Here is an 18644-nt window from a genome sequence, read left to right on the forward strand (position 1 = left end):
ATAGCTCGCGTGGAAACAATAGGGGGGTTGCAATGGCTGCAACCCCCGACAATGCTTTCCTGAATCGGTATTACTGCGCCGCCGCGGCGACCTTCCCCGGGATGCGCCCTGCCTTGGCGAGTTCGCCCTCAATCCAGCGATAGGTCACAGCCAGCCCTTGCTCGAGCATGATGGACGGTTCCCAGCCCAGCACCCGGCGGAGCAGCGTGTTGTCGCTGTTGCGGCCGCGGACGCCCTGGGGCTTGCTGAGGTCGTGGCGAATGCGCAGGTTCTTGCCGGCGATGCCGGCGATCATCTTCACCAGCCCATCCACCGAGATCAGCTCATCGGTGCCGAGGTTCAGCGGATCGTGGAAGTCGGAGGCCATCAGCCGGACCAGGCCTTCCACGCAATCGTCGATGTACATGAACGAGCGTGTCTGCAGGCCGTCGCCCCAGATGTCAATCTCGCCGCCGTTCTTGGCGAGCGCGACCTTGCGCGAGATTGCCGCCGGCGCTTTTTCCTTGCCGCCGTCGTAGGTGCCGAGCGGACCGTAGACGTTGTGGAAGCGGACGATGCGGGTTTCAAACTTGTAATCGTGCCAGTAATACTGGCAGAGCTGTTCAGCATACAGCTTCTCCCAGCCGTAGCCCGGCTCGGGTTCGGCAGGATAGGCGTCTTCTTCCTTGAGCGGAGTGACGTCGGCCTGCTTCTGCTTGTAGCCGGCGTAAACGCAGGCGGAGGAAGAAAACAGGAACCGCCGCACGCCGTTGGCCCGCGCGGCCTCGAGCATGTGCGCATTGATCAAGGTGTTGTTGCGCGCGATATCAGCGAGCGAGGCGGTGATGTAGCCGATGCCGCCCATGTCGGCCGCGAGGTTGTACACCTGGCCGATGTTGCCGCGGGTGGCGAGCAGGCAGTTGTCCCAGGCGCGCAGGTCAAGGACATCGAATTCGTCGGCGAGCGAGGGCTCATATTCCGGCAGCTTGATATCCACGCCGCGCACCCAGCAGCCCTGGTCTTTCAGCCGCTTCACCAGGTGATGGCCGATGAAGCCACCGGCGCCCGTTACCAGTACACGTCGGTCAACGATTTCCAAGGTTCTCCTCCATCTCGACAGCAAAACACGGCTGCGCGCGCGATGTCAATCGGTGGCGGCGCTGAGTACCTCCAGGAAGCAGCCGGGAAAACGAAGCCGGTCACGCCTGGGATTCAAACGGCAGCAACGCTGAACGGCCGGCAGCGGCGGCGGTCAGCGTCTTCCGCGCCGCGAGCTGGTCGCGCCCGGCGCGGTCGAGCGCGTTCGCCAGTTCACCGGGAAAATAGCGCGTCAGCAGGTTGATGTCGAACATCAGCGGCTTCTCGGAGTATTGGCGGTACAAGCGGAAGTGCCCGCGGCCCTTGCCATGACTGGCCAGCGGCAGCTCCATGCGCCAGACGCCGGGCTTGCCGAGGAAGCCGATCGCTTCCGGCTTGCACCAGGCAAGCCGGACTCCGTCCATCCGGAGTCCGTCCACGGTGGCCGGAATGTAGTCGAGTTCGTAACCGTCGAAGTCGTTGTTCCCGAACGTGCTCTCCAGCAAGTTCTGGATCTGATCGAGCTTGGCGCATCCGGCAAGATCGTCGATGGCGCGGCGCACGGAGAGATTGTTGACGATGACATGCTTCTGATCGAGGGTTCGCTGGGCCACGCGGCGCAACTCGATCAGCTCGTGATAACCGAGGTGCTGAACTCCGATCCAGACAATGCCGCCCAGCACGACCAGAACCAGCACCACCGGCCCGCCCCCGGGCAGCAGCAGGAAGAGGCTGAGAAGTCCGAAGACGGCGCAGACGGCGTAGAGGACCAGCGTCGTCTGGCGGGCCGTGAGGCCGCGCTTCAGCAGCTTGTGATGGATGTGCTCGCGGTCGCCTTCAAACAGCGGCTTGCCGTTCATGAAGCGGCGAATCACGGAGATGACCGTCTCCAGAATGGGCAGACCGAAGGAAACGACGGGAATGGCGACGGCTACCATGGTGGGCGATTTCTGCCCATACAGGGCCAGCGAGCCGAGCATGAACCCGACAAACAGGCTGCCGCAATCTCCCAGGAAAATGGTCGCGGGATTGAAATTAAAACGCAGGAACCCGATGAGCGCGCCGGACAAGGTCGCCGTGAGCAGCAACCCGAAATGATTGCCGTTGAGCGCGGAGACGATGAAAACCACGAAGGTGGAAAATAGCGCCGAGCCGGTGGCCAACCCGTCAATGCCGTCAATCAGGTTGAAGGCGTTCGTGATCCAGAGGATCCAGAAGACGGTGGCGATCAGCGATACCGCCCAGCCAAACTCTTTGTGTCCGAACAGCAGCGGCAGATTCACGATGCGTAACCCGCCGGCAAAGACGATGACGGCGGCGATGGTCTCGAAGAAAAACTTCCAATACGGGCCGATGCGGCGGATGTCGTCATAAAGGCCGAGCAGGAAGACCAGGGTCCCTGGCACCAGCAGGAAAGCCATGGTGCGCATGTGGAATTTTTGGCCCACCAGATGCCGCGACATGTAGTACAGCACCAGCGATATAGAGACGACCAGCGCGGCGTAGATGGCAACGCCGCCGATGCGCGGCAAGGCAGCAGTGTGGATGTGACGATCGGACTCCGGAAGAGATACCCAGCCATGCTTGACAGCATGATTCCGCACCAGCCGGGTCAGCACAAATGAGAGCAGTAGAGAAAGAACAAAACTGCTCAGGCTGATTGCAAACACCTAATGGGCTCCTTTTGCAATTACCTGATTCAATGACGCGAACCAACAAACAGACTGACTTTCGCCAATCCTACCCGAAGAGCTTGTGGATAAAGAGGAGGACAAAAGGGATTTTCTCGGAGGAACCAAGTTAGGCAAATTACTAAGGTGATTCCCGTGGTCAGGAAAAATTCTTGCCGTCTGCAACCAAATGGTGAGTGCGGAAAATTTCGTCCACCCGGCGGAGAATTTGCTGGACCAGCACTGGGTGGGAAAAGCGGGCGGCGAAGGCGATTTCCTGCGGGTTGGGCTGATGCTCACGGGCCGCGGCGGCGGTGATATGGGACACGACTCCCTCCACGTCGCCGTGGCGGACGGCGCGCATCTGCTCGCAATTGATTTCGTCGAATATATCTCCGACGTGGCTTTCCCCGGGACCGATGTACAGCACCGGAGCGCCGACGCGAAGGACGTTGTAAATCTTGCACGGATGAATGATGCCGACGAAAGGATCGCCCATGACAACCAGGTGCAGGTCGGCGGCCGACAGCGAGGCGCCGAGTTGCTCCAGAGGCTGGTAGGGGAGAAAAACCAGGTTGGCCAGGTTGCGCTCGCGGGCCAGCGATTGAAGTTTTCTGTACTCGCTGCCGCCGCCGACGAAGCAGAAGACAATGCGCGGATCGGCGGCGAGGCGCTGCGCGGCTTCCATGGCGGTGTCCAGCGGGTGACACGGGCTGTGATTGCCGGAGTACATGACGACGAATTTTCCGCTGAGCCCGTGCTGAGCGCGGAAGCGTTCGCGGCCGGCGGCGTCGAAATGGGCGGAATCATGGGTCCAGGGAGAGATCACGGCGATCTTGTCCGGCGGGAGACCCTTGCCGACCAGCCGGTCCTTCATGAAGCGGTCCAGGGCGATAATCCCGGCGGCACGGCGCATGCTCTGCATCTGTAAGGCAGAGAGAATGCGGCCGGACAAGGAGCGCTCGCGCAACCAGCGCGCTGCGATGGCTTCGTCGGGGTTGAGGTCCATCGCCCAAAACAGCAGGGCACGCGCCTTCAGCGGCACCATGAGCGAACCCAGCCAGGAGATCAGCGGCGGCGAAGTGAGCGCGATCACCAGGTCGCAATGGGGCACCAGCGCCAGGCGCAGCGTGCAGGCGGCCATGTAGGTGGCGAAATCGGCGGCGCGGCGCCAGCGCGCCGCTTTCCCGAAGGCGGTGGAAGCAACCCGGATGATCTCAATGCCACGGTAGGATTCGCGCGCGGCAAATCGCCGCGATGGATCGTCGTAAGCGCGGGCGCCGGTGACGACCGTCACCTGATACCCGGCATCGCCGAGGGCGAGGGCGAGGTCGGTGGCGTGCTGCGCCGTGGAAACGACGTCAGGATAAAAGGCCTGGTTCAGGATCACAATGCGGCGGCGCGGCCCGCTCATGACGGCGGCCTCGGCCTGCCTCTCGGATGATGGCGCGTTCGCGGGCATGTCACCAGGAAAGCGAGAAATGTCCTTCGGTGATAAAACCGCCGGACTGGATATTGATGAGCTGAGCGCAGCCGACCAGCTTGCCCTTGAGCTCCTCGTCCGCCAGCTTTTCCATGTTGCGCAGGCGAACCATCTGCGCGTTGGTGGCGGCGCGGCACATGAGCGCCTGCGGCAGGGACTCGAGCTCGGGATGCTGCGCGGCGGCGCCTTCGGTGGTGACGACCAGCATGGGAGACTTCATCATCTGCGCCAAGTGCTCCGCGCCGGCCACGACGTAGGCGATTCCCTTGCTGAGCAGGGTGTGCCCGTCGAGCACCTGGTCGAAGATTTTTTCCACCAATGGCAGCGCCGCTTCACTGACCGGCAGGCAGAAGCGGATGTGCAAGGACAGCAGGTAGACGAAAGTAAACGGCAGAAAAAGGTCGGCAGGTTCGACCGCTCCGGCAAGCAAATCCGGCAGGAGCAACACCGCGAAGGGCGCCGCGGCGGGCTGGGCTGGTGCTGCCTGATGCTGAGTTGACATAGAGTTTCAGTTTCAGTTTCGGTTTCAGTTGCAGTTTCGCGGGATCAGATCGGCTCCGGCTGAAACTGAAACTGAAACTCGAAACTGTCTTACTAGTGCTCGACCAGGTAATCGCCGACGAAAAGTTTGTCCATGCGGGTACGCTGGAAGCAGTTGAGCGCGTCCTGCGGCGTGCAAACGATGGGCTCGTCCTCATTGAACGAAGTGTTGAGCACCACGGGAACGCCGGTGATCTTGTCGAAATCGCGGATCAAATCGTAGTAGCGCGGGTTGGTGCTGCGCGAGACGGTCTGCAGGCGCCCGGAGCCGTCCACGTGGGTGATGGCGGGAACCTGCGCGCGCTTGTCGGCCTTCACCTGGTACACCATGAGCATGCTGGGTGCAGGGTGAGTCTGCTCGAAATATTCCTCGACGCGGTCTTCCAGGATGGAGGGCGCGAAGGGCCGGAAAGGCTCGCGCTTCTTGATGCGCGCATTGAGGATGTCCTTCATTTCGGCGCGGCGCGGGTCGACCACGATGCTGCGATTGCCCAGCGCGCGGGGGCCGAATTCCATCCGCCCCTGGAACCAGCCGACAATCTGGCCGTCGGCAATGGCCCGCGCCGCCGTCTGCGTCACGCACTCCGGCTGGAGGCGGGTGTGCCGCATACCGGAGCCGAGCACCGCCGCTTCGATCTGTCCGTTCTCGTAACCCGGACCGGTGTAGGCGTGTTCCATGACGAAGGCGCGCGGCTGCTTGAGCTCGATATTGTGCAGGTAATAGCAGACACCGACCGCGGTGCCGGCATCGCCCGCCGCGGGTTGTGCGTAGATCTGCTTGAAGGGGGTGTGCAGCAGGATTTTTCCGTTCATCACGGAATTGAAGGCCACGCCGCCGGAAAGGCACAGGCGATCGCCGCCGGTCTGCTGATGCAGGTGCTGGAGAATGTGGAAGCTGACTTCTTCCAGGCGAGCCTGCAAGGACGCCGCGACATCTTCCTGGCGGGAAGACATCGGGCCGCCTTTTTCGCGTGCCGGACCGAAGGTCTCGATAAATCGGTCGGAGAAGATGCGGCCGATGGTGGGCGAGCCCTCGTCCCAGGTCATCTCGACGCCCTCGGAGTGATGGAGGAAATAGTCGAGGTTCAGCTTGAAGCGCCCGTCTTTCTCGGTGGTGACGATTTCGCGGAACTGGTCCAGGAAGCGCGGCTTGCCGTAAGGCGCCAGACCCATCACCTTGCCTTCGTCGCCGTAGTGCGGGAAGCCGAGATACTGGGTGGTGGCGGTGTACACGCAGCCCATGGAGTGGGGAAACTCGATCTCGCCCAGCACCTGCATCCTGGCGCCTTCGCCGAGGCCCCACATGGTGCTGATAAAGTCGCCGAAGCCGTCAATGGAGAGAATGGCGGCGCGCTCGAATTCCGAGACCAGGAAGCAGCTCGCCATGTGCGCCTTGTGGTGTTCCACGTTGTGGAACTGGGCGCGGAACTGGTCGGCGGGAATCTCCAGGGCACGGGCCAGCTCATCTTTCAGGTTGCGGACCTTGGCGGCATTGGCCAAGCGGGTGCCGATCAGGTTTCCTACCTTGCTCAGGCGCGACATGGAAAACAGGATTTTCTTGTGCAGGTTGGCGGACGGGTCGCGCGAGATGCCGATGTGGTCGAGATCGGCGGGCGTGATGCCGGCCTCTTGCAGGCAATAACGCACCGCCATCGCGGGAAATCCGGCACAGTGTTTCTTGCGGTTGAAACGTTCTTCTTCGACGGCGGCGATCAATTGGCCGTCTTGGATCAGGGCGGCGGCGGCATCACCGTGGTAGGCGTTTATCCCCAGAATGTACAAGGATTCTCCTTACCTGGAATTGTGGTTTGGGGGCTCAATGTGGGGCGATCGCACGAATATTGTAGGGAAAGGTGCGCCGCGCCGTAAATAGCCGGACAGCACCTCCGGCGAGGCCCGCTCACTTGGCAATCGAGGCCCACAGCAGATAGCTCAGGATGATGACGGTACAGAAGAGGGCGAGATTCTTCAGCTCGCGCCGATACGGATAAATCCACTTCTGATAGAAAGGGCGGGGCCGGTGGTGCCGCCGATGGCGATGGGAACTGTGCCCGTGCTCTTGGCGTTCCGGTGAGGCATGGGCGTCTTCGCTCGGTTCGGGACTCATGATGAGAAACGCCGGATCCAGGTGACCTCGCCACCTGAGTCGTTGGGAGGAGCATACCACGAATTCGCGGACCATCATCGGCATCGCGCCTGTGGATTATTGGCGTCGGCGGAACTCGTAGATCTTGGCGTCGATCATCAGACGAAACCAGCAGCCCTGGAGAAAATGAAAGATCAGTCCTTCGCGTCCGTCGAGGAACCCCAGACGGAAGAAATACCGGTAGATCCAGTACAGGAAGGGACGCAGGAACAGCGGCCAGCGCCCATAAAATCCCTCGCGCAGCCAACGGCGCCGCTGAATGGGATCGCCAAAAGCATCGGCGCGCACGCGGTTGGGAGCGCGCTCGCTCTCCAATGCCTCCCGCGCTTCCAGTTCCGCCCAGCGCAGATGGCGAAGCGTCCATTGATTCAAGTCGGAGGTGAGCACGTCAATGTAGTCGTGGCGGAGCGCGAGCGATTTTCCGGGAACCACGAAATGCTGGTCGTAGAGGCGTGTCTCGCAACTGCCGCGGTCCTTGCGAAACAACCGGAGGTGATACGCGGGATAGTGGCCGCCGTGGCGGATCCAGCGTCCCATGAACACGGTGCGTTTGCGAAACAGGAAACCGTCCAGGGCGGCGGGAGGATTGTGCAGGACCTCGTTGATCTCGGCGACCAGCGGGGGCGTGAGACGCTCGTCGGAATCCAGGTGCAGCACCCACGCGGCGTGCAGCGGCAGGTTCTGCTGCGCCCAGTTGCGTTGTGCGGAATAGTTTTCGAAGGGGTGTTCCACGACGGCTGCCCCCGCGGCGGCGGCGATTTCGCGGGTGCGGTCGGTGCTGCCGGAGTCCACCACGAAAACTTCACAGGCGAGTCCTTGCAGGCTGGCCAGGCAGGCGGGGAGATTCACTTCCTCGTTATAGGCGAGGACGACGACGGAAACACGCGGGAGAGCAGCGGTGTCATCGGCGAACGCGGACGGTGCCCTGAGATCGCTGGCGTGCAAGAAACCCCCGATGGGATGCGATTCGTAACTAGTACCACAGGCGGCGACGGCGCCGCAATCGGTTGGAAGACCTTCCGCATTGCACATATAATTCGCGCATCCCGATGGAACTCACGGTCGTAACCCCCACGTTCAACGAGGCGGACAACGTCGAGCGCTTCGTGCGCACCGTTTCCGAGGTGTTGCGCGGCATCGGGCACGAGATCGTGATCGTGGACGACGATTCGCCGGACCAGACCTGGCGCGTCGCCCAGGAACTCAGCAAAACTTACCCTACGTTGCGCGTCTTGCGGCGGCAGGCGCGACCCAGCCTGGCCGGATCGGTGATCGAGGGGTTCGCGATGGCGGCGGGCGAGGCCGTGGCCTGCATTGACGCCGACCTGCAACATGATCCCTCCATCCTGCCGAAGATGCTGGCGGAGTTGCGCGCCGGGGCGGAGCTGGCGGTGGGCTGCCGCTACATGCCGGGCGGAGGCACCACGGAATGGAACTGGCTGCGGCGCCACCAGTCGTGGCTGGCAACGCGCATGGCGCAGGCGTATCTCGGGCTGCGCTTGCGCGACCCGATGTCGGGATACTTCCTGATGTGGCGCAAGGATTTCTTGCGCATCCAGCGGCAGCTCAGCGCGCAGGGATTCAAGATCCTGATTGAGATTGCCGCCCGGCTGCAGCCGCAACGCATGGCCGAGGTGCCGTACGTGTTTGGCCCGCGCCTGGCGGGCACGTCGAAGCTGACCGCTGCCGTGGCGTTCGATTATCTTGCCCAGCTCCGCCGCCTGCGCGCGACGGCATCGCGATCGCCGGCGAGAGCCGCCCACTCCGCTACCTAGCCGCGGCACCCGCGTTTCGGGCCAGCAATTCGGTGTAGACGGCCAGCATGCGCGCGCCGATCGTGTCCCAGGAAAACTCCCGCTGCATCCATTCGCGGCCGCGCATTCCCATTTCGCGCCGGGGCGCCGAGCGCAGCCGGGTGATGGCGGCGGCGATGCTCTCCGGGCTGTTGTCGATCCACAGGCCGCAGCCGTGCTGCTCGACACCCTGCCAGGGCGTGCCGCGGCCGGCAATCACCGGCACCGCGCGCGCCAGCGCTTCGGCCACCACGATGGCGAAGTTTTCCGTGAACGACGGCGCCACGCACACATCGGCCTGCTGAAAGACGCGCTCCTTGGCGTCGTCGAGCACTTCGCCGACCATGATCGCCTTCCTGCCGAGGCCGAGGGCGCGGATACGGCCGGCGATGGAGCGAAGATAGGCATCCTCACCGCCGCCCGCGATGATTAGAGTCCAGGGAAAATCCAGGCGCGCACAGGCGTCCAGCAGGTTTTCGATTCCCTTCTTCGGGTCAAGGCGGCCGATAAAGAGCAGCCGCAAGGGGCCGCTGCTTTCCTGGCGAGACACGGTGGCCGGAATCTCTATGCCGTTGGGGATGACCTCGGCGCGCGCGGCGGGGAATTTCTCCAGGCTCTCGAGCCGCTCCTGTTCGCTGGTGACGTGCAGAACCAGGGACTCGGGAGCGAGACCGCGGGTGATCATCTCCCACATGGACTTGACGCCGGAGCGGCGTGAGCCGCTCCAGCGCTGGAGCGCGCCCCGCGGCGACCACACCACCGGCTTCGACTGCCGGCGCGCGCTTGCCAGCGTGGGGAAGGTGGTGAAGTTGTACATCGCGGTCAGATGCACGACATCGGCCCAGCGCACGTACTCGGGCAGCGCGCGCAACAGTTGAGGCGAGACCGAGTGCCGCAGGCGGCGCGCGCAGTAGCGGACCGCGATACCGTCGCCCATGCGGTGCTCGCGGGAGGTGTCCACGGGCAGCACGGCGTTCAGGCCGTTGGTGTTGGTGGTGAGAACGCGGACCTCGCATCCCAGCCGCGCCAGCGCATTGCACAGCGCGTACACCGAGCGGATGGGACCGCCATAGACGTGAGCGGGAAAGAACGACGGCACCACGTGGGCGATCTTCAGCGGCGGGCGGACGGGGTCTCCGGCGGGCCCGCCGTTGGCCTGCTGGGGTTGTCTAGCGGGTGACGGCATGCAGCGCCTCGAGCACTCCCCGGACCGCGACCTCGGTGGAGTAATGCTTGATTTTGTCCGCCGCCGCTTCCCCCATGGTGCGCAGGCAATCGCGGTCGGCGGCGAATTTCGACAGCAGCGCCGCCAACCGGTCCACATCGCCGAGGGGGAAAACCGCGCCGGTTTCAGGGGTCACCAGGTCGGGGCCACAGCCGACCTTGTCGGAAACGATGCAGGGGCGGCCGCACACCATGGCCTCGTTCACCACCAGGCCCCAGGTTTCACCTCCGTCGGAACAGAGCACCAGCATGTCGGATGCAACGTAGGACTTCACTATTTCACTCTGGTTGAGAAAACCGGCGAAGGTGACCGGAACGCTGTGCTCGCGCGCAAACGCTTCCGACTCGGCGCGGAGAGGGCCGTCGCCCACCATCAAGCCGTGGATGCGGGCACCGCCGCGGGCGGCAATTTCCAAGGCCTGCAGGAAATCGAGGGGGCGCTTCTTGGGAATGAATTTCGCAGCCCAGAGAAACACCGCGGCATCTTCCGGCGCTTTCCATTGCGCGCGAAGCTGCGGGCGGCAAGGCACCAGGCGCGCGGCATTTTCGGAAAACCAATGTTCGTCAATGGCATGGGGCACAAGGAAGATGCGTTCAGGGCGGGCGCCGTAGTACAGAAAATAATCGCGCGCCCAGCGGCCGACGGCCAGGCAGGCATCCATGCGGGGAATGAATAGTCGATAGGCCGGCAGCTTGACCGCTTCCTTCAACGCGGAGCGCTCGGTATGCAGGTGGGAATCGCTGCGCACCATCACCGGGGTCCGGGTTTTCCAGCAGGCACGGATGGATTGCCAGTAACTCTTGCGGTGCCATCCACAATTGATGACCGCATCGAAGCGCTGCTCGCGAATGATGCCGCTGATCTCGGGCGTATCCAATCCGGAAAAATGGCTGACGGACGGATGGGTAGCAACGTTTTTCAGAAAGCAGAAGCGGTACCCGTCCAGCAGCGGGAGGTCCCAATCGAACTCGACTCCAAACCCCGCGGCGGCCTGTTGGCTGGGAGTGGCGTGATGGCAGAAAAAAACTTCCAGGTCGAGTTCCGGATGTGCCGCCATGGCGCGAAACCATGGCGCCTGGTACTGGATAGGGTGCGTCGTGACGATGGCGATACGATACGGCAAAGTGTGCGAGTGGCTCCTGCTGTATGTATCACAGCCGGTCGGACCGGAGCAAAGGCGCAGAATCCTCGGGGAAACTCACATCCGGGCAGCCGTCGTGAGGTTGCGGACCAGCGGGCAGCATCAGTAGTTGTAGTGCCGGCAAGTTTTGCAGATTTCAGGGACCTTGTTTTTCCTGCGCCACTCGGAGCGCAGGCGCGCCACCTTTTCGCCACTCCATAGTTCGGCGAGGGTGTTGTCTTTCACGTTGCCCAGCGTGAGCTCGCTGCTCGCTTCGAAGTCCCGGCAATTGCAGGCCCCGACGTTCCCGTTGGAGTACACGATCATTCCCCCGAAGAGCTGCGCACAAGGGCGGAACGCGCGTGGGACCAGTGGACGCTTCTTCAGGTAGGGCGGAAGCTGAACCGCACCCTGCCAATCGTCCACGTACGCGCCACGCGTCTTGACATTGGCCACGAGATCCTGCTCGACCATGCTGTTGATCCGCTGGAAGTCGGCGTGCTTCAAGACCGCTTCCACGGGCTCGTTGGTCGGTTTGATGTGGATGACATAGATGATCTTATTTTCGCGGCGCTTGTTCTCCTCGATAAGCGTGAGGAGGTTCCTCATCATCTGGTCGTACTTGTCGACGCCGAAAAACTCCGCGTACTTCTCACGTCCCGACAAGGCGGTGGAAATGGATATCCACTTGATGCCGGAGTCCCAGAACTCGTCGATCGGAAAACGGTGCAGCCACTGCAGCGTGGTAACGAAGCCGACCGAGTTGAACTGCGGGTAGGTGCGGGTGGCGTAACGGGCACGTTCCAGCAGATACGGGTCGAGCAGCGGGTCGCCGATAGTGACGTTGAAGTCGAGCGCGGAGGACCCCATGGCTGCCAGTTCGTCCACCGCCTTCTTGAACAGTTCCATCGAGAGCGGTTGCTTTTTCCGCTGCATCACGGGATTGGCGCAGAAGGCGCACTTGGCATTGCAGACGTTGGTGGACTCAATGGAAAGGTGCGGCGCGCTAGGAGCGCGATAACGGTTGGGATCGAAACAGCGCCGCACGTAGGTGCGGCAAAAGCGCAACGCCTTGGTCATCCAGACGATTTTCGTTTCAAGCGCGGCCCTGACACTCATTGAGACACCGACACGTAGCTGACGGAAAACCTGGAAACGACGCGCCCCACATCAGTCTGGCAATAGCAGCATTATAGCAATCAACGAATGCGCGCGGAGTGTCTACTCTTGTACACCTGATAGGGGCGCAAGCGCGTGAACTCTCCGCTTACCCTCTTACCACGGCACTCCGATTATTAGCGCGGCGGGCCAGCGCACGGTCAAAAGCTTCCGCCATCCGCCGCGACATGGCACGCGTGGTGTACTGCTCGAACGCAGTCCAATCGGTGTTCGGCTGCAGCGGGCCGGGCGAAGCCAGCAGCGCCGTCAACCAGGCGCGGATTTCCGGCACGCCCTTGGCCGGGGGACCATCCGCGTTGTCAAAGGTGACCACCTTGCCGGCGCGGGTTTGCGCCGCGATGCGGACGACGCTGCTTTCCCGGTGAAAGATGGCCAGCAGCGGCTTCTGCGCCAGCACGTAAGGAAACAGCTTCGAGGCGGTATAGTGCGGCGCGTCCGAGCCGATCATGACTACGCCGTCGGAGTCGAGCAGCACCTGCAGCGCGTCCAGATAGGCCACGCGGGCGGGCCGCTCGGTGATGCTTCGTTCCACGCCCATCTCGCGCGCCACCGGCATCACCTGCTCGGTGGCCTGCGGTGAATAGGTTGTGCCTACAAAATGCAGCCGCAGCCGGCCGAACAGCGTGGGGTCATCGCGCAGGCCGAGGCGCACTGCCTCGAACAGAGCCCGCAGGGTGGCGTTCATGCCGGGGATGCACACGCCGACGTAAGACACGTGAATGAGGCCATCGCCGGGAGTGAACACGGGATTGGCGCGCCGGTGCCGGCTGAGGTATTCGAAATCGGCGGGCTCGCCGCCCAGAGGAATCTCCGTGGTAGGGATATCCTTCAACCAGGGATAGCGCCGGACGACGGAATCGGTTGTGCCGGTGGACACGCCGGTGATGTGGGCGACATTCCGCAGCGCAAACGGCTCCAGAATTTTCGCCAGGGCATGCGACCACCTCCACTTGGGAGGACGCTGGCTTTTCGGCTTGCTCAAGTAGTAGTCGGTGACCCAGGGATCCTGGTAATCCACGACGTAGGGAATGCGGAAGCGCCGGTAGGCGAGGCGGCCGAGCACCATGGTGGGATACGGGGGAACAGACAGCAACAGCAAGTCAACGGTTCGGCGGGCACAAATTTTCTGGATGGCTTTCCACTGCTGGCGCAGCGAGCGCAGTCCAAGATCGCCGATGCCGATCTTGCGCGTCCACTGCGGTGAAGCGGCCGCGGTGCGAATCACCTCCAGGCCGTCAGGCAGAAGGCGCTCATTCTCCGCGTCGGTGGCGTGCTCGTAGCAACGCGGGTCCACGGAAAGGACCACCGGATTCCAGTCGAACTCGCGCAGGTGCCGGACCAGGAAGCGGAGCCGCAGCGCCGGAGGCATGCTGCTGGGCACGAAATCGGGCCCGACGACGAGGACAGTTTTCATGGACGGCGGAAGGCGGTTGGCGAGGTGCGCGGAATGTTGGGCGGCCTCCTCAGAAACGGTAGATCGCCAGGTTGGCCAGCATGCCGAGCATCGAACCGGCGCCGCCCGGCATCATCCCTTTGGCCCGGCTTGAGGGCACGAACACGATGTCGTCCGCCAGTACCTCGACATCGCCCGCCTTGGCCTGCATGATCTTTTTCAGATCAATGTCCTTGCTCTCCAGGCCCTTGGGCGTGCGCCGGATCACGCGCGTGTGGCTGAGGACCGCCATGCGGGTGGGACCATTGGCCGCTGCCAGGATCTGCAGCAGGCTTGGGGTCTGCGTCGTCTCCATGACGAACGCACCCGGACGGTTCACTTCCCCGATGACGTACACCGTGCCCGCCTTCGAAACGTTGATGGTGTCACCGGGCTGGATCTCCACATTAGCCTGGTTGGCGGCCAGGCCATTTTCCAGGGTGACCACAACCGGTTTGTTCGGCTCCTTGGAGTGGGTGATGGTCACGGTCTTGCCGGCACGAGCCGTGAGCCCGCCGGCAATCAGGAAAAGATCGTACAGGCGCCGCGCATTCATCGCCGAGTAAATCCCGGGACGAGTCACTTCTCCCATCACCGAGATGCCCTGGGTCATGTACTCCTTGATGTAGATGGTGACGTGGGGATTGTGAAGGAAACCGCCGCTTTCGTACTTTTCATTGATTTGCGCCTGCGCCGCGTCGGCGCTGAGCCCCGCCATATGGAATTTCCCGATCAGCGGCAGGTATGCGTCTCCGCTGCTCTCCACGCGGAAATGGGTGGATAGTTCCGGAACGCCATAAACCGTCATGTCACCTTCGTCACCGGGGCCGATCAGCATGTCAACCGGGGTGCTGGAAGCCGGCGACGAAATCTGCATGCGTCCGGACGGCGCCGCGTTCCCCTCGGGCGCGGCCGGAGGGGCCTTGGCATCGCTGGCGTTTGGCGGCTGCGACTGTTGTGTGGCCGGTTGACCGGAATCGGAAGGCCGATCCGACTGGGCTTGTGTGGCCGCGCACAAAAAGCCGGCCACGAGAACTGCAATCCAAACACGGCGCGCCAGAACAGATACGAGCAGCGGCATCGCTACCTCAGTGATGCTTTCTGGTGAATGTCCCAAGAAAGATAACGCCATTCTAGTCATCCAGGGTGACGAAATAAACAGTAGTGAAACTAATTTCTGAGGATATCTCGTCGTCGCCCGGAAAAGTTTACGAAGTAGACGCCCGCGCCGGTCGCGCCAACGGTCTCTCCAGCAGTTCCAGGTAGCGCAACTTTTCCACATCCCAGCAAAAACGGTCATGAGCGGCCTGCCAGGCGGCGGATTGCGCGGCGCGCAGCCCGCTCCGGTCGTCGCGCCAGCGTCGCAACTGCGCTGCCAGCAGGTCGGGACGACCGCACGGATAGACAAACCCCGCAGTGGGCGCCTGCTCCATCACCTCGCGCTGGCCGGGAGTATCGCTGGCAGCCAAGGCCAGGCCGGCAAGCATGTAGAGGAATAATTTATTCGACACCGTGATGGAGGAGTTCGGGTTGGTCAGCCGCTCCAGCGCGAGCCCGACATCGAAGGAGCCCATGGCGCCGGCCAGTTCGTCGTGATGAACGTGGGGAAGGAAGGTGAGTGGAACATTCTTTTCGCGCGCCATGCGCTCAAACTTCACTCCGAAATCGCCGGCCAGCATGCATCGCACCGACAATTCCACGCCCCCTCCGGCCAAGGCCGCCGCCTCCACGGCTTCCTCCAGGCCTTTGCCCGGCCCCGCAACCTGGCCGACCCAGTGCAGGCGCAGCGCTGTATTGGCCGGACGCTGTGGCGGCGGCAGTAGGCGTACGGCCTGCGCTCGCGGGAAAACGTTGTACAGGACCGCGGGCGCGATCTGGTACTGCTGCTGAAGCTGCGCCGCCATGGCGCGCGATGCGGTGGAGACGTAGTCGCAGGCGGGCAGGTACGCACGCTCGACCGAGCGGACCATCGCCGCCGCGGAATCATCCACTTCAGCCAGCAGGTCCTCGCAGTCGAATCCCAGGCGCGCGTTCCATTGGCGCGCCGCCCGTGCCGCTACGCCCAGGACGGGCTGGGTGTGCGCCACGAACCAGTCGGCCGGCTCCGCCAGCGCGAACCGCAAGAGTTGCGGCGCCGCTTCGCAGAGCGCATTCTCCGCCGCGCCCGAAGAGCCGGTGCGCCGGAACGCCGCGGCCGCCATGGCACGCCGGAGGCGATGAGGAACGGCGCGCAGACGATGGGGCCACGGCGAACGCAGGATGCTGGCCGATTGCAACCGCCACCGGCGCGCGGCCACGAGTTTCTCGTCGTCGGCGATCAGCGCAGGCACTGCACGGACAGCAATCACCCGCACGTCGTGCCCCCGTTCGGCGAGCGCGTCGGCTTCCCGCACCAGGCGCGGATTGTGACAGGGGTGAGTCGCTCCAATCAGACAGACGCGCACGCTGTCCTCACCCCTTTTCCGCCGCTGTGGACAGATGATTGGGCGCCATCGGGCGAGTACCGGCCTCATGCAGGAAACTCAACACGGCCGCGCCCAAGGCGGCGCGGTAGTCGCTCCACTGCCAGCGCGCCGTTCGCTCCATGGCGGCGCGAGAAATCTCCGGCATGGCGTCGGGGTGATCCAGGCACCATTGCATGGTTTCAGCCAGGCGCTCGCTGTCGCGGATGGGCACAAGGAAGCCGTTGCGGCCGTGCTCGATGAAATCAGGTCCCGCGGTGTTGGCGGTCGTAATCACCGGCAGGCCCTGCGACATGGCCTCCGTAATCACCTGGCCAAAGCCTTCGCACAGCGATGGGAACACTAGAACGCCGGCGCGGCGAAACAGTTCGAATAATTCCGGCCGCGGCAGCGAGGGGCGGATCACGACTTTGCCGGGAAGATTAGCCGTGGATTCCGGCGGCAGCACCATGGCCCCGATCAGCCACAGTTCGGCATCGGCGGGCGCACCCAGCTTGCGCCACGCCTCCAGCAAATAATGCACGCCCTTGCGCACCGATTGGGTCCCGGCGCTGAGGAAGATAAAGGGCCGGCGCGGCCGTTCCGCCGAACCGTCCCACACCGGAGGCGCGCCGTACGGCACTACCACGATGCGTTCGGCCGGCGTTCCGGCCCGTACCAGCGAGTCCTTGGTGAAGGAGGAGGCGGCGACGACCAAGTCGGCCAGCGCCAGCTCGGCATCCTTCCTGGCGTTGCGCCGGAATGCCAGCCGGCGGAGATGCCGGTCGCGCGCGCTTTCCACCGCCGGAAATCGGGCAAACTCCGGGTCCACACATGCCGCCGACGTCGCGTGGTGGGTGATCGGCATGTCGTAAATGCAAAGGCCTCCCCGCCGTTTTTGCTCGGTAAAGGTGGCCAGGGCCGCGTGTTCGTAGGCGTACGCCGCGGTTGCGCCGCGCAGGTGCCGGCGCGCCACCAGGCGGTCGAACCATTTCTCCGTGACCTCCCACACGCGATCGGTGGTGATCGGGCCGGCGCCCTTGACCGATGCCATGCGGATGATTTCCGGCAGCGGATGCGAGCGGACCAGGTCGTGGGAAACCTCGGTGATGGCACGCCGCGAGAGCTGGCGGTCGGCATCGCGCATCAGCAGCGAGAGCGCGCCGCGCAACGACCGCCCCAAGGCGGAATCGCGCTGGTAAACGAAGGTGGTGACGTAGGCGGAGAGCAACCCGGACTCATGCAGGGCGCGGGCGGCGTGTTGCACGAACGGCGCGTTGCCGGGATGGCTCAGCACCACCCGGGCGGCCGGGCGCGGCTCCGCCGGCTTCCTGCCAGTCTCTGCGCGCGGCGCTGCTATGGGCATCCGTGAACCAAGGCAAGTGTGGCTATGACTGTGACGATTATATCCAGCCGCTGTTCCGCCGGGTTTCGAAGTAACGGAAAATTGCGCGCCGGGAATCCCTTGATACACCCGCGCCGGCAGCGCCGTCGCGTTCTCACAACGGCTGGTGATTGCAGTCACCGCAAGACGTTCCCGACGGGGGAATACTGATCTGTTTCCCGCCTTGCCGACCGGTGGCAGCGCATACCGGCGGCGGTTTCGGAGCGGACGCCCGTGCGCCCGCGGCACGGGGAGGAAGTATGTTTGAACAAGAAATCGAAATGGAACAGAGGTCGTCGTCGGTAGTTCCACTCTTGCTGATCCTGGCGCTGGTGGCCGTCATCGTCGGCACGGCCGGCTACTGGTTCATGCAGTCGAGGAAGGTCCTGACGCAGCAGGACGCGACCACCGCGGTCACCTCGATCTTGAAGGCGCAGGGCCCGGCCATGCTGCGTTTCCACACCGGGACGGTGAAATCCAGCATCAACGAGAAACCGCGGGACCCGCATTACAAGCTGCTGGCAAAAGCCGGCATGGTGACACTCGTCCCCGTCAAGGGCAAGGGCGAGACGTACAACATCGCGCTCACGCCCAAGGGCGAAACCGAGCTGACCGCCTTCCCCGAATTCCAGAAGACCAAGGAAAAGGACGGGACGCTCGCCCTCGCGGTGCCGCTGGCGCGGCGCAAGCTGGTGGAGGTCACCAAAGTCACCATGAACGGCCCCAGCATGGCGCGCGTGGAGTACACCTGGAAGTGGGAGCCGACGCCGGTGGGCGACCTGTTTGACGCCAATGGCCAGTTGATCAAGGCTTTCAATCTCTGGGACACGCAGGCGCTGATCGAAAAATACGGCGCCAACTTCTACCACGGCGAGGCCAAGAAAGTCGCCGTCAACCTGGTCAAGACGGACCAGGGATTCTGGCAGCTGATGAGCGACTAGCGAGCGGCGCGTTGTCCGCGAATGAACAAGGCACGGCGAGGGCCGTGCCTTTTTGGTTTTCATTTCGCGACCGTCCGATTTTGTGCGCTGGCCGCGGCCGATGCGGCCTATAATGTGGGCCAAATAATAAGCTTTTGCAGACTTGGGCCGTCTTTCCTGCGTGGGATCTGGAGACAATGTGGCCCAACCCTTGCCCTTCGTCGGCGTCCACATTCCCGGATACGAGATCCTCTC

At 63.3% G+C, this 18644-nt stretch carries 16 protein-coding genes; 2 read left to right on the forward strand and 14 right to left on the reverse strand.

Going from position 1 to position 18644, the window contains the following annotated elements:
- Positions 1 to 70 precede the first annotated feature (70 nt).
- The 7 genes from LAN70_11385 to LAN70_11415 all read right to left on the reverse strand — a co-directional run bounded on the left by LAN70_11385 (position 71) and on the right by LAN70_11415 (position 7927).
- The gene (locus LAN70_11385) at positions 71 to 1072 is read right to left on the reverse strand and encodes an NAD-dependent epimerase/dehydratase family protein (GenBank protein MBZ5511756.1); all 1002 of its coding nucleotides are present in this window, start codon (positions 1070 to 1072) and stop codon (positions 71 to 73) included.
- A 106-nt stretch (positions 1073 to 1178) separates the two neighbouring features.
- A complete protein-coding gene (locus LAN70_11390) occupies positions 1179 to 2726 on the reverse strand; it encodes an undecaprenyl/decaprenyl-phosphate alpha-N-acetylglucosaminyl 1-phosphate transferase (GenBank protein MBZ5511757.1) in 1548 nt (515 codons plus the stop codon).
- A 160-nt stretch (positions 2727 to 2886) separates the two neighbouring features.
- Positions 2887 to 4188, reverse strand: a complete 1302-nt coding sequence (locus tag LAN70_11395; GenBank protein MBZ5511758.1) for a glycosyltransferase family 4 protein — start codon at positions 4186 to 4188, stop codon at positions 2887 to 2889.
- A gap of 1 nt (position 4189) precedes the next feature.
- Positions 4190 to 4711, reverse strand: a complete 522-nt coding sequence (locus LAN70_11400) for a hypothetical protein (protein ID MBZ5511759.1) — start codon at positions 4709 to 4711, stop codon at positions 4190 to 4192.
- Between the two features lie 92 nt (positions 4712 to 4803).
- Positions 4804 to 6531, reverse strand: a complete 1728-nt coding sequence (locus LAN70_11405) for a carbamoyltransferase (GenBank protein ID MBZ5511760.1) — start codon at positions 6529 to 6531, stop codon at positions 4804 to 4806.
- A gap of 118 nt (positions 6532 to 6649) precedes the next feature.
- Positions 6650 to 6856: a hypothetical protein gene (locus LAN70_11410; protein ID MBZ5511761.1), complete on the reverse strand. Its 207-nt coding sequence runs from the start codon at positions 6854 to 6856 to the stop codon at positions 6650 to 6652.
- A gap of 96 nt (positions 6857 to 6952) precedes the next feature.
- Positions 6953 to 7927, reverse strand: coding sequence for a glycosyltransferase family 2 protein (locus tag LAN70_11415; protein MBZ5511762.1), 975 nt, complete (start codon positions 7925 to 7927; stop codon positions 6953 to 6955).
- A 17-nt stretch (positions 7928 to 7944) separates the two neighbouring features.
- Between LAN70_11415 and LAN70_11420 the strand changes: the two genes are divergently transcribed.
- On the forward strand, positions 7945 to 8670 hold the full coding sequence (locus LAN70_11420; GenBank protein ID MBZ5511763.1) for a polyprenol monophosphomannose synthase: 726 nt from the start codon (positions 7945 to 7947) through the stop codon (positions 8668 to 8670).
- On the opposite strand, the gene LAN70_11425 is transcribed toward LAN70_11420, so the two are convergent.
- From LAN70_11425 to LAN70_11455, 7 genes are all read right to left on the reverse strand, one after another.
- Positions 8663 to 9874 carry a glycosyltransferase gene (locus LAN70_11425; GenBank protein MBZ5511764.1) on the reverse strand — a complete coding sequence of 404 codons (1212 nt, stop codon included), beginning with the start codon at positions 9872 to 9874 and terminating at the stop codon, positions 8663 to 8665. The genes LAN70_11420 and LAN70_11425 overlap by 8 nt on opposite strands.
- Positions 9858 to 11036, reverse strand: coding sequence for a glycosyltransferase family 4 protein (locus tag LAN70_11430; protein ID MBZ5511765.1), 1179 nt, complete (start codon positions 11034 to 11036; stop codon positions 9858 to 9860). The genes LAN70_11425 and LAN70_11430 overlap by 17 nt, the downstream gene beginning before the upstream one ends.
- Before the next feature lie 120 nt (positions 11037 to 11156).
- Positions 11157 to 12152: a radical SAM protein gene (locus LAN70_11435; protein MBZ5511766.1), complete on the reverse strand. Its 996-nt coding sequence runs from the start codon at positions 12150 to 12152 to the stop codon at positions 11157 to 11159.
- Between the two features lie 148 nt (positions 12153 to 12300).
- Positions 12301 to 13626, reverse strand: coding sequence for a hypothetical protein (locus tag LAN70_11440; GenBank protein ID MBZ5511767.1), 1326 nt, complete (start codon positions 13624 to 13626; stop codon positions 12301 to 12303).
- Positions 13627 to 13675: 49 nt separating this feature from the next.
- Entirely contained in the window at positions 13676 to 14725 is a 1050-nt protein-coding gene (locus LAN70_11445; protein MBZ5511768.1) for a polysaccharide export protein, read from the reverse strand.
- Between the two features lie 127 nt (positions 14726 to 14852).
- Positions 14853 to 16088, reverse strand: coding sequence for a glycosyltransferase (locus LAN70_11450; protein ID MBZ5511769.1), 1236 nt, complete (start codon positions 16086 to 16088; stop codon positions 14853 to 14855).
- A gap of 7 nt (positions 16089 to 16095) precedes the next feature.
- Positions 16096 to 17451, reverse strand: a complete 1356-nt coding sequence (locus LAN70_11455) for a glycosyltransferase family 4 protein (protein MBZ5511770.1) — start codon at positions 17449 to 17451, stop codon at positions 16096 to 16098.
- Between the two features lie 278 nt (positions 17452 to 17729).
- On the opposite strand from LAN70_11455, the gene LAN70_11460 reads away from it, so the two are divergent.
- Positions 17730 to 18410: a hypothetical protein gene (locus tag LAN70_11460; protein MBZ5511771.1), complete on the forward strand. Its 681-nt coding sequence runs from the start codon at positions 17730 to 17732 to the stop codon at positions 18408 to 18410.
- Positions 18411 to 18644: the final 234 nt, after the last annotated feature.

Source organism: Terriglobia bacterium (assembly GCA_020072845.1).
Lineage (GTDB): Bacteria > Acidobacteriota > Terriglobia > Terriglobales > Acidobacteriaceae > JAIQGF01.

Excerpts from the sequence above, each read along its gene's own strand:
- LAN70_11410 (MBZ5511761.1), bottom strand. The coding sequence starts at position 6,856 with ATGAGTCCCGAACCGAGCGAAGACGCCCATGCCTCACCGGAACGCCAA.
- LAN70_11400 (MBZ5511759.1), bottom strand. The coding sequence starts at position 4,711 with ATGTCAACTCAGCATCAGGCAGCACCAGCCCAGCCCGCCGCGGCGCCC.
- LAN70_11460 (MBZ5511771.1), top strand. The coding sequence starts at position 17,730 with ATGTTTGAACAAGAAATCGAAATGGAACAGAGGTCGTCGTCGGTAGTT.
- LAN70_11415 (MBZ5511762.1), bottom strand. The coding sequence starts at position 7,927 with ATGTGCAATGCGGAAGGTCTTCCAACCGATTGCGGCGCCGTCGCCGCC.
- LAN70_11420 (MBZ5511763.1), top strand. The coding sequence starts at position 7,945 with ATGGAACTCACGGTCGTAACCCCCACGTTCAACGAGGCGGACAACGTC.
- LAN70_11395 (MBZ5511758.1), bottom strand. The coding sequence starts at position 4,188 with ATGCCCGCGAACGCGCCATCATCCGAGAGGCAGGCCGAGGCCGCCGTC.
- LAN70_11445 (MBZ5511768.1), bottom strand. The coding sequence starts at position 14,725 with ATGCCGCTGCTCGTATCTGTTCTGGCGCGCCGTGTTTGGATTGCAGTT.
- LAN70_11425 (MBZ5511764.1), bottom strand. The coding sequence starts at position 9,874 with ATGCCGTCACCCGCTAGACAACCCCAGCAGGCCAACGGCGGGCCCGCC.
- LAN70_11435 (MBZ5511766.1), bottom strand. The coding sequence starts at position 12,152 with ATGAGTGTCAGGGCCGCGCTTGAAACGAAAATCGTCTGGATGACCAAG.
- LAN70_11455 (MBZ5511770.1), bottom strand. The coding sequence starts at position 17,451 with ATGCCCATAGCAGCGCCGCGCGCAGAGACTGGCAGGAAGCCGGCGGAG.
- LAN70_11440 (MBZ5511767.1), bottom strand. The coding sequence starts at position 13,626 with ATGAAAACTGTCCTCGTCGTCGGGCCCGATTTCGTGCCCAGCAGCATG.